Genomic DNA, 17192 nt, shown 5'->3' with positions numbered 1-17192 from the left:
TGCCCCGGTGGAGCAATTTCGAAGGAACGTAGATGCGCAAAGCCCGCAGTGTCTTCATATGGGCCGTGGTTACGCTCTGCATGATCGTGCTGATCACCCTGCCGGTTAATCTGCAGACCCAGCTCATCACCAGCATCACGGTCGTCACGGTGATGGCGCTGATCAAGATTCTGAGGGGCGAGGGGACGTGGCGGTTGGTGGCGCTGGCCTTCGGCACGTCGATCGTGCTGCGCTACGTCTATTGGCGCACCACCAACACGCTGCCGCCTCTGAACCAGCCCGAGAATTTCATTCCCGGCCTGCTGCTCTACCTTGCCGAAATGTACAGCGTCGCGATGCTTGCGCTCAGCCTTTTCATCGTCGCCACACCGCTTCCGTCGCGCCCGTCGCGCGCCGCCAATCCCGGGCGATTACCTCACGTCGACGTCTTCGTGCCATCCTACAATGAGGATGCCGGCCTGCTGGGGAACACGCTGGCTGCCGCCAAGGCCATGGACTATCCGGCCGACAAGCTGCATGTCTGGCTGCTGGACGATGGCGGCACCCTGCAGAAGCGCAATTCCGGCAAGTTGCTGGAGGCCCAGGCGGCCGCGGCTCGCCACGTCGAGCTGAAGCAGCTCTGCCACGACCTCGACGTCACTTATCTCACACGCGACCGCAACGAGCATGCAAAGGCCGGCAATCTCAACAACGGCATGAAACATTCGACCGGCGAACTCATCGCCGTCTTCGACGCGGACCACGCTCCGGCCCGCGACTTCCTGCTCGAGACCGTCGGCTACTTCGAAGACGATCCGAAGCTCTTTCTCGTCCAGACCCCGCATTTCTTCATCAATCCCGATCCGCTGGAGCGCAACCTGCGCACTTTCGACAAGATGCCGAGCGAGAACGAGATGTTCTACGGCATCATTCAGCGTGGCCTCGATAAATGGAACGCGGCCTTCTTTTGCGGCTCGGCCGCGGTGCTGAGCCGCAGGGCATTGGAATCCCAGAACGGCTTTTCCGGTATCAGCATTACCGAGGATTGTGAGACGGCGCTGGCGCTGCACGGCAGCGGCTGGAACAGCATCTATGTCGACAAGCCTTTGATCGCCGGCCTGCAGCCCGCTACCTTCGCAAGCTTCATCGGCCAACGCAGCCGCTGGGCGCAGGGAATGATGCAGATCCTGCGCTTCCGGTTTCCGCTTTTGAAGCGCGGTCTGTCGATCCCGCAACGCCTGTGCTACATGTCATCCACGCTTTTCTGGCTCTTCCCGTTCCCGCGCACGATCTTCCTGTTCGCGCCGCTCTTCTACCTGTTCTTCGATCTGGAAATCTTCACGGCCTCCGGCGGCGAGTTCCTCGCCTATACGCTAGCCTATATGCTTGTGAATCTGATGATGCAGAATTACCTTTACGGGTCGTTCCGCTGGCCGTGGATTTCCGAGCTCTACGAATATGTTCAGACCGTGCATCTGCTGCCGGCCGTCGTCTCGGTCATGCTCAACCCGAGAAAACCGAGCTTCAAGGTCACCGCCAAGGACGAATCGATTGCCGTCAGCCGCCTCTCGGAGATTAGTCGGCCGTTCTTCGTGATCTTTGCGGTGCAGATCATCGCGCTCGTCATCACCTTCTACAGGATCTATGCCGAGCCCTATAAGGCCGACGTCACGCTTGTCGTCGGCGCGTGGAACATTATCAATCTGATCATGGCCGGCTGCGCGCTCGGTGTCGTGTCGGAACGTGGCGAGCGCGCCTTGTCGCGCCGCGTCCGCGTCAACCGGCGCTGCGAGTTCTACGCCAACGGCAAGTGGTATGCGGCCTCGATCGAGGATGTCTCCGTCCACGGTGCAAGGCTGCATATCTTCAACAAGCATCTCGATGAGCTGATGGTCGGCGCCGCCGGCGAGATGCGCTTCCGACCCTATAGCGGCGCGGAACTGGAAACCCTGCCGCTCATCGTCCGCAACATCGAGCCATCAGGCGATATCAGCAATGTCGGCTGCCAGTATGTACCGAAAAGTGCGCTCGACCATCGCCTGATTGCCGATCTGATGTTTGCCAATTCCGATCAGTGGACACAGTTCCAGGAATCGCGGCGCCGCAATCCCGGCCTGATCCGCGGCACCATCTGGTTCCTCGGCATGTCGCTCTATCAGACCAGCCGCGGCCTTGTTTACCTCTTCCGCAGCATGCGGCCGGAACGGGAGGCGCAGCAGCAGGCGGCAAAGGTCAATGCCGGATGAGAAAGATCGTCGCCGCCTCGCTTCTCCTTTTGCATGCTACCGCTGTCGCCCAGGCGCTGACGGCGCCCTTCGATATGTCCGGCGAGCGGCCGCCCGGTGCGTCCACGGCCCCGAGGCTGACGCCGCCCGCTCCGCCCGCAGCGACCGCGCCGGTTCCTGTCACGCCCGCCATCTCGGTAACGCCCGCACCGGCGGGGCCGTCAGCGCGTGCGCCCGTTCCTGCGCCGATCACCGTCCAGCCGCAGGCCGCGGCGCCGGCACCTCGGTCTGGCGCGGCGGCAAACGCCGCTTCGCAGCCGCGCTCAAGCGATGTCCGACGTTATCTTGTGCCCTTTTCGAAATTCAGCCTCGGCGGCGAATATGACCGCCGGTCATGGTCTGTTTACCTGACGCCCGAGCAGGCAGCCGCCAAGGCAAGTTTCACCTTCGCCTACCAGAATTCGATCGTTGTCGCGCCTGAAGCCTCGGCGCTGACCGTCTATCTCAATAATCGCCCGATCGGCCAGCAGCGGATCAGCTCGGCGGACGGCACCTCCGCCGTCACCTTCGAAGTTCCCTCCGGCCTGCTGCAGCCGGGCGCCAACCTGGTGACCTTCCAGGCAGAGCAACGCCATCGCACCGATTGCAGCATCCAGTCCACCTATGAATTATGGTCGAATATCGATCCGGCCGGAACCTATCTGAGCTTTGCCGGCGGCAATGCCGCGGAGCTCTCGAGCGCCGACGCGATCCGCGCCATCGGCGTCGACGGTGCCGGCAGGACGGAGTTTGACATCGTCGTGCCGGCGCTGGAGCAGCCGGGGACGACCATGCCGCTGTTACGGCTGGCACAGGGTCTGTCGGTGCTGAGCAGCATGCCGAACCAGGTATTTGCCTTCAGCACCACTTCGCTTCCGGCCGCCGGTCCTGGCAAGCTCGGGGTGCTCGTCGGGACCGCCGCGGAGCTGCGGCCGCTCTTTCCCGGCCTGCCGGCCGGCGCCGAAACTGCGCCGCTCGCAGCTTTTGTGACCGATCCGCGCGGCGGCTCGCCGGTGCTTCTGATCAGCGGCCCGTCCTGGCAGGCAGTCTCCTCGGCGATCGACACGATCGTTTCGCCGACGGACAGGTCGGCGGACGTCCGCCGCGACGCGCTGACCACCGAGCGCTGGAGCGCTCCGAATGCACCGCTGGTCTTTTCCGACACCCGTATCGCCCTCTCGCAACTGGGCGTGAAGACCACGGAATTTTCTGGCCGGCGGTTCCGCACCAGTTTCAATATCGCAGTGCCGGCTGATTTCTATGCCAATGCCTATGGCGAGGCGAAGGTGCTGCTCGATGCCGCCTATACCGACAATGTGCTGCCCGGCAGCCACATCGATATCTATGTCAACGATAACATCGCCTCCACCGTGCCGCTGACCTCGACCACCGGCGGCATTCTCCGCCATCTGCCGATCCGCGTGACGATGCGCCATTTCAAACCCGGTCTCAATACGGTCGCGATCGAGACGATCCTGATGACGAAGGACGATGCCGCTTGCGCTCCCGGTGCGACCGCCGGTGCCAATCCTCGTTTTGCCCTATTCGATACCTCCGAGGTGCACATTCCGGATTTTGCACGTGTCGGGCAGCGTCCGAACCTGGCCGCGATGTCCGGCACGGCCTATCCCTATGGCCGGACGACGGAACCGACGCCGCTGTTCATCGATCGCGTCGATGCCGATACGCTTTCGGCCGCCGCCACGCTGCTCGGCCAGATGGCGGTGATGGCCGGTCACCCGGTCGCCGTCGAAACCGTCGCTTCGCCGAACACGATCGGGGATCGCGACGCCATCTTCATCGGCTCGATTTCGCAGATGCCGGCAACGGCGCTGACGCAGGCCAATGTCTCCACCGCGAGCCAAGCCTCCTGGCGTCCCGTGGCCGACACCCAGCCCGGTGTCGTCGATACCGGTACGGCCTTCGAGGAGTGGAATTCCAAGGTGAGCGGCGGTATCTTGCGCAGCCGCATCACCGCCTTGCGTGAATGGCTGGGGCGTAATTTCGATATTACCCGCAGTTCGCTGCAATTCATCCCCGGCGCCGAGAAGGTCTTCACCCCGTCAAACGTCGACACACTCATGGTTGCGCAAGGCTCCAGCCCATTGGGAGATGGCTCGTGGACCGTGGTGGCGGCGCCTTCGGCCAAGGACCTGCGTGAAGGGCTCGAGGTGCTGACCGGTCAGCTGAACTGGCCGCAAATATCCGGCCATATCACCACCTATTCGAGCAAGACCGGCAAGATCGATACGGTGCCTGTCACTCGTTTTGAATTCGTCCCGTCTACTCCCTGGTCGATCGCCAACTACCGCTTGATCGCCGCCAACTGGTTGTCGACGAATATCCTTTCATATGCCTCGCTGCTTGTCGTCTTCCTGCTGCTGATCGGCGTCGCGACCTCGCGGATGCTCAAAACGCTGGGTCGGTCGAAATGAGGTGGTGGCGCGTGTTCCTGCTTGCGGCGACGGCTGCGTTCGCCCCCGCGAGCCCGTCCGCCATCGCACAGCAGGCGATGATCAACGCCGATGCGTGGGCCGCCTACAAGGCAAAGTTTCTCGATGCGAGCGGCCGCATCATCGATAACGGCAATGGCAATATCAGCCACAGCGAAGGGCAGGGCTATGGCATGCTGCTCGCTTATCTCTCGGCAAGCCCGGCGGATTTCGAGCAGATCTGGTATTTTACGCGCACCGAACTACTATTGCGCGACGACGGCCTGGCCGTCTGGAAATGGGATCCGAACGTCAAACCGCACGTGACCGACACCAATAATGCCACGGATGGCGACATTCTGATCGCCTATGCCCTGGCGCTTGCCGGCACCGCATGGAAGCGCAACGACTACATCCTCGCCGCCTCCCGTATAGCGCAGGCGCTGCTTGCCGAGACCGTCGTGCGCTCGGCGGGCCGGACGCTGCTGATGCCGGGTAGCGAGGGTTTTGGCGCCGCCGACCGTGATGACGGCCCTGTCGTCAATCCTTCCTACTGGATTTACGAGGCGATGCCTGTCATGGCGGCGCTAGCTCCCTCCGATGCCTGGAAAGAGCTGTCGGACGATGGCGTGGCGCTGCTGAAGACGATGCAATTCGGTCCGCGCAAGCTCCCTGCCGAGTGGGTCAGCCTCAGCGGCGCGCCGCGGCCGGCAGAGGGTTTCGACGCCGAATTTGCCTATAATGCCCTGCGCATTCCACTCTACCTCGCTCGCGGGGGCATCACGGACAAGACGCTGTTGAACCGCCTGCGAAAGGGGATGTCCCAGGACGGCATTCCCGCCACCATCGATCTGACCACCGGCCGGCCGAAGACGCCGTTGCCGGATCCTGGTTATAGGATTGTTAACGATGTTGTGGCCTGTGTAGTCGACGGGACCAAGCTGCCGGTCTCGGCGCTGCAATTTGCGCCGGCACTCTATTATCCGTCCACGCTTCAGCTGCTGGGGCTGGCCTATATCGGGGAGAAGCATCCGGAGTGTCTGTGAAATCTTCTCTCGTGGCGATTTCAGCGGCAGTCGTGGTGGCGACCCTCATCACCGGGCTGAAGGATCGTGGCGCCCTGCAGGAAAAGTTCGGCCTTGGCTCCGCAGCTAAGCCGGAGTTGATGATGATGGGCGGCATCAAGCCTGGTGATGCTCCCGCGGGCAATTCCGAATTCAACGCCGAGACAGTCGCCGACAAGATCGAAGCGATTACGTCTGCGCCGCAATCCGCACCGGACGCGCGCGCGCCGAATGCCGCCGCGGAGCAGCCTGCAGCGCCGCAGCCTGGCGCGCCTCAGACAGCTGCAGAGCCGGCCGCGGTCCCACCGGCGGTCGTTTCCGAACCGCCGGCGCCTCAACAGGCCGCCGCCCCACCTCCTGCCGTCGATGAAAGCGCGCTGCGCTATTTCGCTAGCCGCGGCGACAAGGTGCGCCTGCAGGCTGAAATCTCTCGGCTGCAGGCGCTTTATCCGGACTGGGTTCCGCCGGCCGATCCACTCGCCGTGCCGCAAAACGGCGACAAGCAGCTCGAGGCCATGTGGAAACTTTATTCCGATGGCCGCTACGCGGAACTGCGCAAAGCGATCGCCGACCGTCAGGCCGCCGATGCCGGATGGCAGCCGCCGCCCGATCTCATCGACCGGCTTGGTGTTGCCGAAGCCCGCTCCCGCCTGATCAACGCGTCGGATCTCAAGCAATATGCAACGGTGGTCGACATCGCGGCTGCGACGCCGAGCCTGCTTACCTGCAGCGAGATCGATGTGCTCTGGCGCGTCGCAGAAGCCTTTATCCGGACGGAGAGGACGCAACGCGGGCAGGATGCCTACACTTACATCCTGAAGAACTGCACCAATGCCGCCGAGCGGCAGGCGACGGTCGAAAAAGCCTCGGCGCTGCTCGACTACCAGCCGATGCAGGCACTGCTTGCGCTGGAAAAGCCCGTTGTCGACGGCGGCAGGGAATTCGATGCGGTCCGCGACAATCTTGCCCGGCGCTTCGTCGCCGAGGGCAATGGCGACCCGAAGCTCGCCATAGCGCCGGCTTATATTGCTCGCCTCGAAAAGCTCGCCGAGAGCCAGGGGCTTGCCTCCGATGCTTTGCTGCTCGGCTGGTACCAGCTTCGCCGCAACAACCCTGCCGATGCAGAGAAGTGGTTTCGCGCCGCCCGGACCAACGAGGATACGGCGGCCGCCTCGCAGGGGCTGGCGCTGGCGCTGATCGCCCGCAAGGCGCCTCAGGAAGCCGAGGACGTCATGTTCCGCTGGCGCGCCGATTCCGATGAGGCGACGGCGACCTATCTTGCCGCCACCGCCAATCTGATGGCGTTGCAGCCGCCGGCCGATCTGACCGAGGACGTGCTTCATCGGATCGCCGCCGAGATCATCGCTCGGAAATATGTGCCGACAGCGCAGCAGTTCGGCTGGTATGCCCGCTCCCTCAACCAGTTCCAGACCGCCGTGCGCTGGTTCGAAACCGCGCTTGCCTGGAAATCGGACGACGAACCATCCGCCTACGGCCTTGCCGTCACCCGCGAACAGCTGAACGACCGAAACGGCGTACTCGACCTCCAGCGCGCCTGGGCCGGCCGGTCGGCGCGGATAGCCAATCTCAGGGACACCTCCTTGCCGGCGTCGAATGCCGACACGCAGGCTTCTAGGCCGCCGCTTGCCCCGCAGCAGCCGGCCCAGCCGGTAGTGCCGCAGCAGCGTCGGGCGGCTGCCACGGAGCCGCTTACGACCGAGCCGCGCGCTGTGCGGCCGCCAGAACCGGAGGTCGTAGTCCGCGCCTTAAGGCCGGCGATGCAGACGGTGACTGTCGAGCGTGGTTCGCGCCGGGCATGGGGTTGCTCGACGACCATCGACGCCGGACAGCTCGGGCCAGGCGAGGCGCTGTCGCGGGGGTGGTGCCTGATGGATATCAACCGGCCGATGGAGGCGATCTCAGCCTTCGAGACGGCATTGCAGAGCCCGGTCCGCAAGATCCGCGAGGACGCAGCCTATGGTCAGAGCCTCGCCTATCTGCGCGCTGGCCTTTCCAACAATGCCGCCGTTGCGGCAACCAAGGCGCCACAGACCCGCCAGCGCGCCGCCGAACTGCAGGTGGCAATCCTCGCCGATCGTGCGTTGTCGGCCTTCGACGCGGGACGTTATCGCGAAACCCTCATCTATCTCGATCAGCGCGCCCAGCTGCAGCAGGAGCGCATCGACCTGATGGTTCTGCGCGGCTACTGCTACCTCAATCTGAAGATGTACGGCGACTCGACGCGTATCTTCGAAGCCGCCGCCGCGACCGGCAACCGCGACGCCGTCCGCGGTCTGGCCGATGTTCGCGCCGTCACGCATCCGGACGCCAACGACTGACGTTGACGCGGTGGCCGCTCTCGGTTAGTCGGCTGCCGGAGAGGCTGCCGATTGCCTCGTCCTCGCAAGGAAACAACCGTGCCCGATCGCCATGACGTCCTCGACAGATCCTATGATGCCTTCCTCTTCGATATGGATGGAACGCTGCTGAACTCCATTGCCGTCGTCGAACGCGTCTGGAGCGAATGGGCGAGACGTTATGGTTTCGAGCCCGAGGTTTTCCTGAAGACGATTCACGGCATCCGTGCCTCCGACGTGATCCGCGGCCTCGGCTTGCCGGGCGTCGATCCGGCTCACGAGGCGGATCTGCTGCTGGCCGAGGAGATGGAAGACGTTTCCGGCATCGTCGAAATCCCCGATGCCGTCCGCTTCCTTGACGCCATTCCCGATGGCAGATGGGCGATCGTCACCTCGGCGCCGATCGAACTCGCCAGGCGCCGCATGGCAGCAGCGGGCATTCCGACGCCGAAGGTGATGGTCAGCGGTCAGGAGGTCCGGGCCGGCAAGCCCAGCCCCGAAGGTTATCTGCTCGGTGCAAGCCGCCTCGGGGTCGATCCCACCAGATGCCTGGTCTTCGAAGACGCGGTCGCCGGGATCCTCGCTGGCGAAGCCGCTGGCGCCGACGTCACCGTCATCACCGAAACCCACGCCACGCCTTTCGAAACACCGCATTTTTCGATTGCCAACTACCGATCATGGCAACCCCGCCAGACCGCCGAAGGTCGGCTGAAGCTCGCCGCGATTTGACCGTTACGGGCGAACTGCTTGCTTTTTGTCGGAAGCAGGTTTTTTCTGCTTGCATTGCACGCGCCGAAAAACTAAACGAAGCAAGCCGTTTCGGCAGGTCGGGGCGTAGCGCAGCCCGGTAGCGCACTTGACTGGGGGTCAAGGGGTCGCTGGTTCGAGTCCAGTCGCCCCGACCATTTATCCCCTTGAAATCCCAGTCAGAACTTTACGCTAACGGTGAGTGCCGCGCGTGCGTGGCCGTGGTAGAGAACGGCTCGTCAGTGCGGTTTCTGCGCGATTGCAATCATCGATTTTGCCAGGAGCGGAATTCTGCCGACATATTCGAAGTCGACGTCTTCGAAGCCTGTGTCGAGCAGCAGCGTACTGAGTGTCTCAGGGGACCAGAATTTAATATGGCCGTGGTCCTTGAGAGGCATGAAGTGGTCATCCATTTTCCCGCTTACCGCCAAAGCCAGATTCTTCCAGTAACCGTGAAAAGGCGTCGATACGACCGCGATCCCCCCGGGTTTCACCAGATCGTACATGGTCGCAGTAAAAGCCTTGGGGTCGTAAACATGCTCCACGACCTCCAGGCTGATCACCGCATCGAAGGTCCCATATCGGCTGGAAAGATCTTCGTAGCCGGAACCGATTTCCAGCGGTAGATCGGGATGCACCGTTTTCGCTTTCGCGATGCCGTCTTCTGACGGATCGACGCCGACGACATCGTAGCCCTTCGCCGCAAGCAGGGAGGCCGCGCCGCCGGTGCCGCAACCAAGGTCGAAGACCGCCGTTTCGTTCGCCTCGTTAAAACTGTTTTCAAGAACATCGACGACGGTGGGCAAGATATAGGAATGAGCGGTCGCTGGCTTGGCGTGAACATAGCTAGTAGCGTCCAGTTCGACAGACATTTTACCTCCTGAAAAAAGTGAGCGCGCCGGAGCCAATGGTACGGGGGAGTTTGACTGCAGTGTGGTGCAGTTATGGTATTAAGGTGATTAAAGCCGGCAACCGTTGATGCTGCGGTCGATCATTTGCGGCGCTTCAGCGCCATCTTCCGATGCCGATCGGCCCGCATCCTTTAAGCTCCTCTTCATCACGATGCGATCGATGGTCATGCTCGCGCCGGCAATACTCCCGAAGCTGATTGACAGGCTGCCGTGCAGATGCTGAAACGGGCGAAATTCGGAACCGCGCTGTTGTGGCGGAAAAATGGTCGGTGCATCGGCTTCGGCTTTGACCATTTGAAGTAATGATGCGATGAAATTGCCCGTTAAAAGGGGGCGTTGATAAGCAACTCTTCTCGGTCTTTTGGATGGTTCGTCAAATAGATGGATGATTAATCGTTCATTTTCTAACACTATACCGAAATGTACGCTGAATTGCCTGATTTTGAACTGAAAAGAACCTTCTACCGCTTCGCATTTTTGCGAACAGGTGTAGACTAGCATTCTCCCTCTTGAAGATAGCCTGGTGCGAGCGCATGGCGGATATGAACCAGAATCTAACTTGCCGGCAGGCTCTCGCCGGCGCTTTTCAGGCTCTGTCGGACGAGGCAGTCGAGGCCGGCTGGCCGGAGGGCGACGTCGCCCTTGCGCTTGCCGAACTTGCCGAGGAGCGCGTGATCGAAATGGCCGCCAAGGTGATCATGGAAGGCTTCGGTCCACCCCCGTTCGTCGTCGCCGGCGGTGGCCGCAACAGCTGAAGCGCGTTGGATCAAGATTGAATGGCGAAGCGAAAATGAAATGTCGCGACGCTTTTGAACCATCTCACAACAGCAACCCGGCCGTCTTCGCCGCGGTGACAAAGGAAGCCCGTGCGGCGCGTGGACTGCGCAGTCCGTCGAGCGCATCAAGGCAATGCTGGAGCGCCACGCGATAATCGCGCCCGCGCTTGCCCGGCCATCGTTTCACATATTCGACGGCATCCCAGGCGGTGGAAACGATCAGACTGCTGGTTGGAGAAGAGACTCGGACGGGTGAGGGAAAGCGTTTTTCGCTCAACGTTTGCACTCGCTAATTCCTGTTACGAAACGCGGCGGTAACGTGCGTGCGGAAATATTGTTCCGCAGGAATTTGCGCAGTTGCTAAAATTCGGACCCTCGCGCATAATACTTTCATTGTCGGTTGCGGAGGGCGTCCGGCGATGCAAGCGTGGATGCGTTTGCCCTCGGAGGGATGTGCGGCGTGATGTTACGATCATCAATTCATCCGCATGATTTACCGCTCTTTTCGGAAGATCTCGATCTGCTTTCGCAAGTGCTCGACAAGGTCTGCGACGAACGCGGCCTCGTCAGGACGACGCCGGAGGCCGAGAGGATCGGTGCGGTCATTATTCAGCTTTACAGGCAGGGCGTGAGAGACGGCGGCAAACTCGCCGATCTTGCCAAGACCTATCTCTGACATGCGGTTCCCGCGACGTCGGATCTGTTCAGTCAGTCGTCGTTGGCGGCGTTGAGATTTTCCGGCCGAATGCCGTCATCCGTTGACGTGCGTGCCCGCAATCGGATGCCGGGGCCGCCTTCATCCTGGTTGCCGCTCGACAGGAAAATGATGCCGTGCGCCTCGAGCGTGCTGCGCACGTCGAACAGCGCATGCGGCTCACCCTCGAACTCGCCCTTTTCCAGCGCCGTCACGGTATCGACCGGCAGGCCGCTTGCAGCGGCGAGCTCTTCGATGCTCATTCCGATCATGGCGCGCGCGCCGCGTATCTGCGTTGCTGTTATCATGATGGAAAATCTAGCGCATTTGCCGCGCTGCGCAAGTGGCCCGGCAGTTGATTGCGGACTCATCAGGCGGGATGATCTGCCTTGTGCGGACGCCTCGTTTGGAGCGGATCGTTCGCCACGGCGAATGCACTCGCGCCCTCTATCAGTCTTCAGGCTTCCCGCAATTTTACTCCGAACAGATCGTCATGCATGCGCTCGACGGCGATCCCCATTCCTCCCATGAGGGCGGCGCGGTTGCCGAAGCGGCTGATCTCGATGCGCGGCGGGTAAGGCGTGCACCGTGGGAGAAAACGCCGGATGGCATTTACGAGCTCCGGCCTTGCGCCGATGCTGCCGCCGGTGATCACCAGTTCAGGGTCGAGAGTTGCTCCGATGGCGGCAATGGCGACTGCCACCAGCCTTGCCGTCTCTTCGATTGCGGCGATGGCGCTCGTTTTGCCCGCATTGAACGCAGCGAAGAGATCGGCCACGGTAGAGGCGTTGCGTCCGCCGAAACCGGCATATCGGCGCAGCATTGCGACGCTGCCGACCGCGCTCTCAAAGGTTCCCAGCGTAAAACCGCCGGGATCGAAAGCATCGCCGCCGAGTGGAAGATAGGCGATTTCGCCGGCCGCGCCACGCGCGCCGCGCAGCAGCGCGCCATTGGCGATGATGCCCATGCCGACTCCCGTCCCGAGCGCCACGAAAGCAAAATTGCCGACCTCGACACCGTGCCCCCGCCATCTCTCGCCCTGTGCAGCGAGGTTGACGTCATTTTCGACGACCACCGGGATGCCCATCCTGTCGCTGAAAACCTGCCGCAGATCCATTGCATCAATGCCGGGAATGTTCGGCGCGACGTTGATATGTCCGGTGGCCGGATCCAGCACGCCGGGACTGCCGAGAACGACGAGACGCAGCTTGTCGGCGGTCGTCCCGGCCGCAAGCGCGAGTTGAGCGATGAGGTCACTGAACTGGTTGACGAGATGCGGTCCGCCGCGCGGGTCGGTGGGCACTTTGGTTTCGGCAACCACGTTTCCTAAGAGATCGCAAATCGCCGCAGCGATCTTGGTGCCCCCCAGATCTATGGAGACAGCCAAGCCAGCCCTTGCGTTGATTTCATAGATGATGGCGTTCCGACCGGGGCGACCATCGGTCTGACCGACAGGTTTCAGCCACCCATCATCCTCAAGATCGCGCACGACATCGGAAATCGTCTGTTTCGACAGGCCGGTCAGCTTGGCGATATCGGCCCGAGAGATCTTTCCGTTGGCTAATACGGTGCGGATGACTGCGTTGGTCGAGATTTTCCGTGCGATGGGAGTCTGTGTGATAGAGGACGTCATTGCCATCCGCTGCTCCAAATTAGTTCGAAGCCTGTACCTAACGATGAACGGGCACTGGGGCTCAACCACCATGAAATGATCGGCCGGGGTCATAAAGCTCGTTTCCTCAGCCGAGTTCACTACACGGAAGCCTGTAATTTGTCTACGTCCTTGACAAAAGGGGAGCCGCCTGTAGGCTGGGATCAACGTGCAATGAAAATGCGCGATTGAAAGAGGGTCGAGGACAAGTATGCGTCATACATATTGTCTGGGTCGCCTGGCACGCGCCAAGATCGCCCATGGAGCAACCGGCCCAAGCTGCTTCAGCTATTTTTCCGTTTCGCATTTTGCTGGATCGTCGACGCCGCCGTCCAGGGTCATGCCCATGATAAAGGCCGCGGCGGATGGACAGCTTTCAGCCGATGCAGCCGTCTTGCTGCCGATCATGGCGCCTCGTCTTCAGGCGGATGTTCATCCGGACGGATATGCCGATCTCGCCCTTTGGGGCGTTGGCAGCCTGGGGCGTGTGCGGTTTTCTCCGATAACCGGCCCGTATACCTACGCGCCCAACCGGTTCGTCTCGAATCAGGGCGGTGTGTTTGTCGCGCAGTCGCGGCCTGTGATGCTGATCAGCGGAGTGAGCCTGCAGGGCATCTACCCAGCGCGCCGCTGCGCCTGGTGGCACGAGCCGGATGGGCGGGACGCGAGGGCGAAGGTCTCTCGGAGCGATCATTGGCAGGCCTTCGAAATGGGCTGGGGCGTCCTTATCGTGGAAGCTCTCGATTCCGGCCTGCGGATTGCCGTCGGCGCCTCGAGAGACGAAGCCGAGAAAGCGCTCGACCTCACTAATGCAACCATCATCGCCGAAGCCGCGGAATATGTAACGCGTTGCGATATGATGCCCGGCGCCGACCCGCTGATGCGCAGCATGGTCAATCAGGGGATACATGCAGCCCTTTCAAGCATAAGGCGCGAGGAAAATGGCGCCTTCGCCGGTCTTGCCGCCGGACAGGCCTATAGCGCTCCGGCGCGGACCTATTACCGTGACGGCTACTGGACGATGCAGCCGCTGCTGACGCTTGCACCTGAGGCCGTGCGCGAGGAGATTCGCCTTCTCGCCAAGGGGGTGCAGCCGGATGGAGAAGCGCCAAGCGGCGTAATCTTGACCGGACCTGCGCAGTCGGACGCTTGGCAACGCTTCGTCGCGGATTGCAAGGCCAATCCCAAAACCCACAAAAGGGCAGTTCCGGAATACCACAACCGTCCGCAGGACTGGTGGAGCGACCACTTCGACAGCCCGCTGTTCTTCATTCTTTTCCTGAATGACTATGTCAGCGCAACGCAAGATTTAGCCGAGGCGCAGCTGCACTGGCCAACAGTCAAGGCAATCACTGACCGGTACCTCCGTCTGGCTGGTCCTGATAGCGTTCTGCCGCTGAAACCGCGCAACGATCGGGACTGGGCGGACAACGTCTTTCGCGAAGGGCTTGTCTCGTACGATCTTGGTCTTTTCGTCGGCGCCATGGATGCGGTAGCGCGGCTTGGCGAGAAACTCGACCCGGCGCTTGCCCAGCGCGCGCGCCAAACGGCAGAACTCGCCCGCGCAGAAATCGAGGCCAGGTTGTTTGTGCCGGCAACGGGTGGATATCTCGACTATGGGACATCAGGCGCCTTTGTCGAAGATCATTTGGCCCTCGACAGCCTGACCTTGTCGCGTTTCGGTGCTATTCCGCGGCAGAAGGCCATCGGTCTGCTCAGAGCGTTTGAAACCAGGTTGGAAACGCGTCACAATCAAGAGCAGCCCTATGGCAGCTGGGGTGTGATGTGCGCCTATCCGCCGTTCAAACGGCAGGGCGATTTGCGATCAAAAACCGCCTTTCCCTACCGCTATCACAACGGCTCGGACTGGCCCTATTGGGACGGCGTCTATGCCGAGGAACGCCTGCGTCTCGGACTTGGAGGCGCCCGCTACGCGCTGACGCGCTGGTGGGAAACCTGCCTCGCCAATGGCTGGATCGGCGCGGTGGAATATTTCTCGCCGCCCTATGGACGCGGCTCGCTGCTTCAGGGCTGGAGCGCGATGCCGGCGGCCGTTGTTTTGAAATACGGGCTTGACGCCGCAAATTCGGAGCCGATGTGATGAGCGGCTTGGCGTCGGCGGTTTTAGCGGGATCCCTCATCGATCCGCATTGCAAAGGCCACGGCGCCATCGCGTTCGAATTCGGAAAAGCCAAGGTGACGGTAGAAGCCTTTGGCGCGTTCGTTGGCGGGGTCGACGCCGAGATGCACGGCCGTGACCCCATGATCTCGAAGAGCCTGCAGCTCGGTGTCGATCATCCTTCGTCCCCAGCCGCCTGCCTGAAGCCCGGGAAGGATGTTGATGTGAAGATGCGCCGGGTACTGGTCCTGAAGCCAGACCGTCCCGCTGCGCGGATTTTGAATTCGTTCCAAGACGTCGCCGTCGCGCGGACGGCTAGGCGCCAGTCCACCGATCTCTCGGCGCACGAGCGGCCACCAGTTTGCCGCCAAATCCTGGTCGAACTGGCTGGTGTCGGGTGCCCCCACGACATAGCCGACCGGGCGGTCGTCATGGACGAGAACGAAGGCAAAGTCTTTGGCGAAGTTCAGGTATGGCACCGACCAGATGTAGCCGGGAAGACGCGGGTCGCTATAGAGCGCGCTGGCATCGTGGCCGCCATTCGCGGTTTTCAGACAGATTTCAAAAAAGGCTTCGATATCCGCTTCAATCGCGGGACGGATGAAGCAGCTGGTGTCCATCACTTTGCCACCTCCTGCGTGGCGCTTTGTCGTTTTAGGTCGCGAGGAGAGTTGATGCATTGACGATTACCTCAGATTCGCCGGCCAGGCAAAGCTCTGGGGAAGGAAACGTTCGGCCGGTGCCTGGCACGCGGCCTGAGCGGGGAGTGGAGAATAAACCAAGTGAGGTGGAGCAGATGAAAAGAAGCGTGAAATCGATCAGCATACTGCCTGCATACCGATTGAAAGCAGCTGTCGCGCTTGTCGGCGCGGCGCTTGTGAGTTTTTCCCTTTCTGCCGCCCGCGCCGACGACCTGGCGGTATGGGACGACCAGACCTACGAAGGTCAGAGCGCAGTCATCGAACAACTGAACAAGGAGTTCGAAGCTGCCCATCCCGGTGTCACCATCAAACGCACCGCCCGCACCTTCGACGACATGAAGCTGACGCTGAAACTTGCGGTTTCTGCAGGTGACGGCCCCGTCGTCACCAAGGTCAACCAGGGTGCCGGCGACATGGGCGCGATGGTCAAGGAAGGACTGCTCCTGCCCGTCGACGACTACATCAAGAAATACGGTTGGGATAAGCGGCAGTCCGATTCCGTGCTTGCCCGAGACCGCTGGGAAGATGGAAAATTCGGGGTCGGCAAGACCTACGGCATATCGGGCCTCGCCGAGATTGTCGGCCTCTATTACAACAAGAAGATTCTTGCCGACGCGGGAGTCGCGGTGCCGCAAACCTTCGAGGAGCTTCTGGCCGGTCTCGATCAGCTGAAGGAAAAGGGCGTCGCGCCGTTCATGATGGGCTCGGCCAAGCAGCACCTCGCCTTGCACATGATCGGCGCCATCGAGCAGGCGCATATCGATGCGAGCAACCGCGCCGAGCTCGATGATCTGATCTACGGCCGGGGCGGCTCCTGGAACACCAAGGGGAATATCGAATCCGCCAAACTCGTACAAAAATGGGCGCAGGGCGGTTACTTCTTCCCCGGTTTCGAAGGCATTTCAGGTGATGACGCCGTCCAGCTCTTCATATCAGGGCAGGGCGCCTTCCTGATCTCCGGCACCTGGTATTTCGGTGACATGCAACACAATCCCGATATCGGCTTCATGGCCATTCCCGCCCCGAAAGGGATCGCCAAGCCGCTCAGCGTCGGCGGCGTCGATCTTGCCTGGGCAATAACCAGCCTTGCCAACGACAAGACCAAGCAGGACCTGGCCGGGGACTATATCGACTATATGGTCTCGGAAAAGGCGGCTGAAACCTGGGCCAATGCCGGCTACCTCCCGGCAACTTCGCTGGCGCCGGACGCAAAGCCGAAGCTCACGCCACTGCTTACGTCGGGCATCGAACTGTGGAAGAACCTCAATGCCAACGATGCTCTCGGCCATTATCCCGACTGGTCGAGCCCGACGATGCTGAAGACAATAGACGACAACACGCCACTTCTCTTGTCCGGCAATATCACGCCCGAAGCCTTTGTCGACGCCATGGACAAGGATTATCAGGCGTATCTGAAGGATAAGAAATAAGAAGCGGGGAGGCCTGTCGCGGCCGTCCGTCCGACGGTCGTGACCGGCATCTCGTGAACCACTTTAA

15 protein-coding genes and 1 tRNA gene are annotated in these 17192 nt (G+C 61.5%); 10 read left to right on the top strand and 6 right to left on the bottom strand.

Going from position 1 to position 17192, the window contains the following annotated elements; all coding sequences use genetic code 11:
- The first annotated feature begins 32 nt into the window (after positions 1 to 32).
- The 6 genes from bcsA (at position 33) to GA0061105_RS19915 (ending at position 9001) form a co-directional block, all read left to right on the top strand.
- On the top strand, positions 33 to 2225 hold the full coding sequence (bcsA, locus tag GA0061105_RS19940; RefSeq protein ID WP_064692534.1) for a UDP-forming cellulose synthase catalytic subunit: 2193 nt from the start codon (positions 33 to 35) through the stop codon (positions 2223 to 2225).
- Positions 2222 to 4678: a cellulose biosynthesis cyclic di-GMP-binding regulatory protein BcsB gene (locus GA0061105_RS19935; RefSeq protein ID WP_092752397.1), complete on the top strand. Its 2457-nt coding sequence runs from the start codon at positions 2222 to 2224 to the stop codon at positions 4676 to 4678. The genes bcsA and GA0061105_RS19935 overlap by 4 nt, the downstream gene beginning before the upstream one ends.
- The gene (locus tag GA0061105_RS19930) at positions 4675 to 5721 is read left to right on the top strand and encodes a family 8 glycosyl hydrolase (protein ID WP_092752395.1); all 1047 of its coding nucleotides are present in this window, start codon (positions 4675 to 4677) and stop codon (positions 5719 to 5721) included. The genes GA0061105_RS19935 and GA0061105_RS19930 overlap by 4 nt, the downstream gene beginning before the upstream one ends.
- Complete coding sequence (locus GA0061105_RS19925; RefSeq protein ID WP_092752393.1) at positions 5718 to 8078, top strand: cellulose synthase; 2361 nt, start codon at positions 5718 to 5720, stop codon at positions 8076 to 8078. The genes GA0061105_RS19930 and GA0061105_RS19925 overlap by 4 nt, the downstream gene beginning before the upstream one ends.
- Before the next feature lie 78 nt (positions 8079 to 8156).
- Positions 8157 to 8825, top strand: a complete 669-nt coding sequence (locus tag GA0061105_RS19920) for an HAD family hydrolase (RefSeq protein ID WP_092752391.1) — start codon at positions 8157 to 8159, stop codon at positions 8823 to 8825.
- 99 nt (positions 8826 to 8924) lie between these two features.
- Positions 8925 to 9001: transfer RNA gene (locus GA0061105_RS19915), tRNA-Pro, on the top strand.
- A gap of 81 nt (positions 9002 to 9082) precedes the next feature.
- On the opposite strand, the gene GA0061105_RS19910 is transcribed toward GA0061105_RS19915, so the two are convergent.
- On the bottom strand, positions 9083 to 9715 hold the full coding sequence (locus tag GA0061105_RS19910) for a class I SAM-dependent methyltransferase (protein ID WP_092752389.1): 633 nt from the start codon (positions 9713 to 9715) through the stop codon (positions 9083 to 9085).
- An 87-nt stretch (positions 9716 to 9802) separates the two neighbouring features.
- Positions 9803 to 10255 (bottom strand): hypothetical protein, encoded by a 453-nt coding sequence (locus GA0061105_RS32485; RefSeq protein WP_141130222.1) that lies wholly within the window; start codon positions 10253 to 10255, stop codon positions 9803 to 9805.
- A gap of 32 nt (positions 10256 to 10287) precedes the next feature.
- Between GA0061105_RS32485 and GA0061105_RS19900 the strand changes: the two genes are divergently transcribed.
- Positions 10288 to 10509: a hypothetical protein gene (locus tag GA0061105_RS19900; RefSeq protein WP_092752385.1), complete on the top strand. Its 222-nt coding sequence runs from the start codon at positions 10288 to 10290 to the stop codon at positions 10507 to 10509.
- A 64-nt stretch (positions 10510 to 10573) separates the two neighbouring features.
- Here the strand turns inward: GA0061105_RS19900 and GA0061105_RS19895 are convergent, their stop codons facing one another.
- Positions 10574 to 10807 carry a DUF982 domain-containing protein gene (locus GA0061105_RS19895; RefSeq protein WP_092752383.1) on the bottom strand — a complete coding sequence of 78 codons (234 nt, stop codon included), beginning with the start codon at positions 10805 to 10807 and terminating at the stop codon, positions 10574 to 10576.
- 186 nt (positions 10808 to 10993) lie between these two features.
- On the opposite strand from GA0061105_RS19895, the gene GA0061105_RS19890 reads away from it, so the two are divergent.
- Entirely contained in the window at positions 10994 to 11206 is a 213-nt protein-coding gene (locus tag GA0061105_RS19890) for a hypothetical protein (RefSeq protein ID WP_064801730.1), read from the top strand.
- A 32-nt stretch (positions 11207 to 11238) separates the two neighbouring features.
- Here the strand turns inward: GA0061105_RS19890 and GA0061105_RS19885 are convergent, their stop codons facing one another.
- Both GA0061105_RS19885 and GA0061105_RS19880 read right to left on the bottom strand, forming a co-directional pair.
- Positions 11239 to 11532 carry a helix-turn-helix domain-containing protein gene (locus GA0061105_RS19885; RefSeq protein ID WP_064692543.1) on the bottom strand — a complete coding sequence of 98 codons (294 nt, stop codon included), beginning with the start codon at positions 11530 to 11532 and terminating at the stop codon, positions 11239 to 11241.
- 149 nt (positions 11533 to 11681) lie between these two features.
- On the bottom strand, positions 11682 to 12863 hold the full coding sequence (locus GA0061105_RS19880; RefSeq protein WP_092752381.1) for an ROK family transcriptional regulator: 1182 nt from the start codon (positions 12861 to 12863) through the stop codon (positions 11682 to 11684).
- 418 nt (positions 12864 to 13281) lie between these two features.
- Here GA0061105_RS19880 and GA0061105_RS19875 point away from each other — a divergent pair, with 418 nt between their 5' ends.
- A complete protein-coding gene (locus tag GA0061105_RS19875; protein WP_245304381.1) occupies positions 13282 to 14976 on the top strand; it encodes a glucosidase family protein in 1695 nt (564 codons plus the stop codon).
- Positions 14977 to 14999: 23 nt separating this feature from the next.
- Here the strand turns inward: GA0061105_RS19875 and GA0061105_RS19870 are convergent, their stop codons facing one another.
- Entirely contained in the window at positions 15000 to 15614 is a 615-nt protein-coding gene (locus tag GA0061105_RS19870; RefSeq protein WP_092752379.1) for a GNAT family N-acetyltransferase, read from the bottom strand.
- A 176-nt stretch (positions 15615 to 15790) separates the two neighbouring features.
- Between GA0061105_RS19870 and GA0061105_RS19865 the strand changes: the two genes are divergently transcribed.
- Entirely contained in the window at positions 15791 to 17125 is a 1335-nt protein-coding gene (locus GA0061105_RS19865) for an extracellular solute-binding protein (protein ID WP_092752377.1), read from the top strand.
- Positions 17126 to 17192: the final 67 nt, after the last annotated feature.

This window comes from Rhizobium aethiopicum (genome assembly GCF_900094625.1).
Classification (GTDB): domain Bacteria; phylum Pseudomonadota; class Alphaproteobacteria; order Rhizobiales; family Rhizobiaceae; genus Rhizobium; species Rhizobium aethiopicum.
This window is presented reverse-complemented; position numbering and strand designations above follow the sequence as displayed.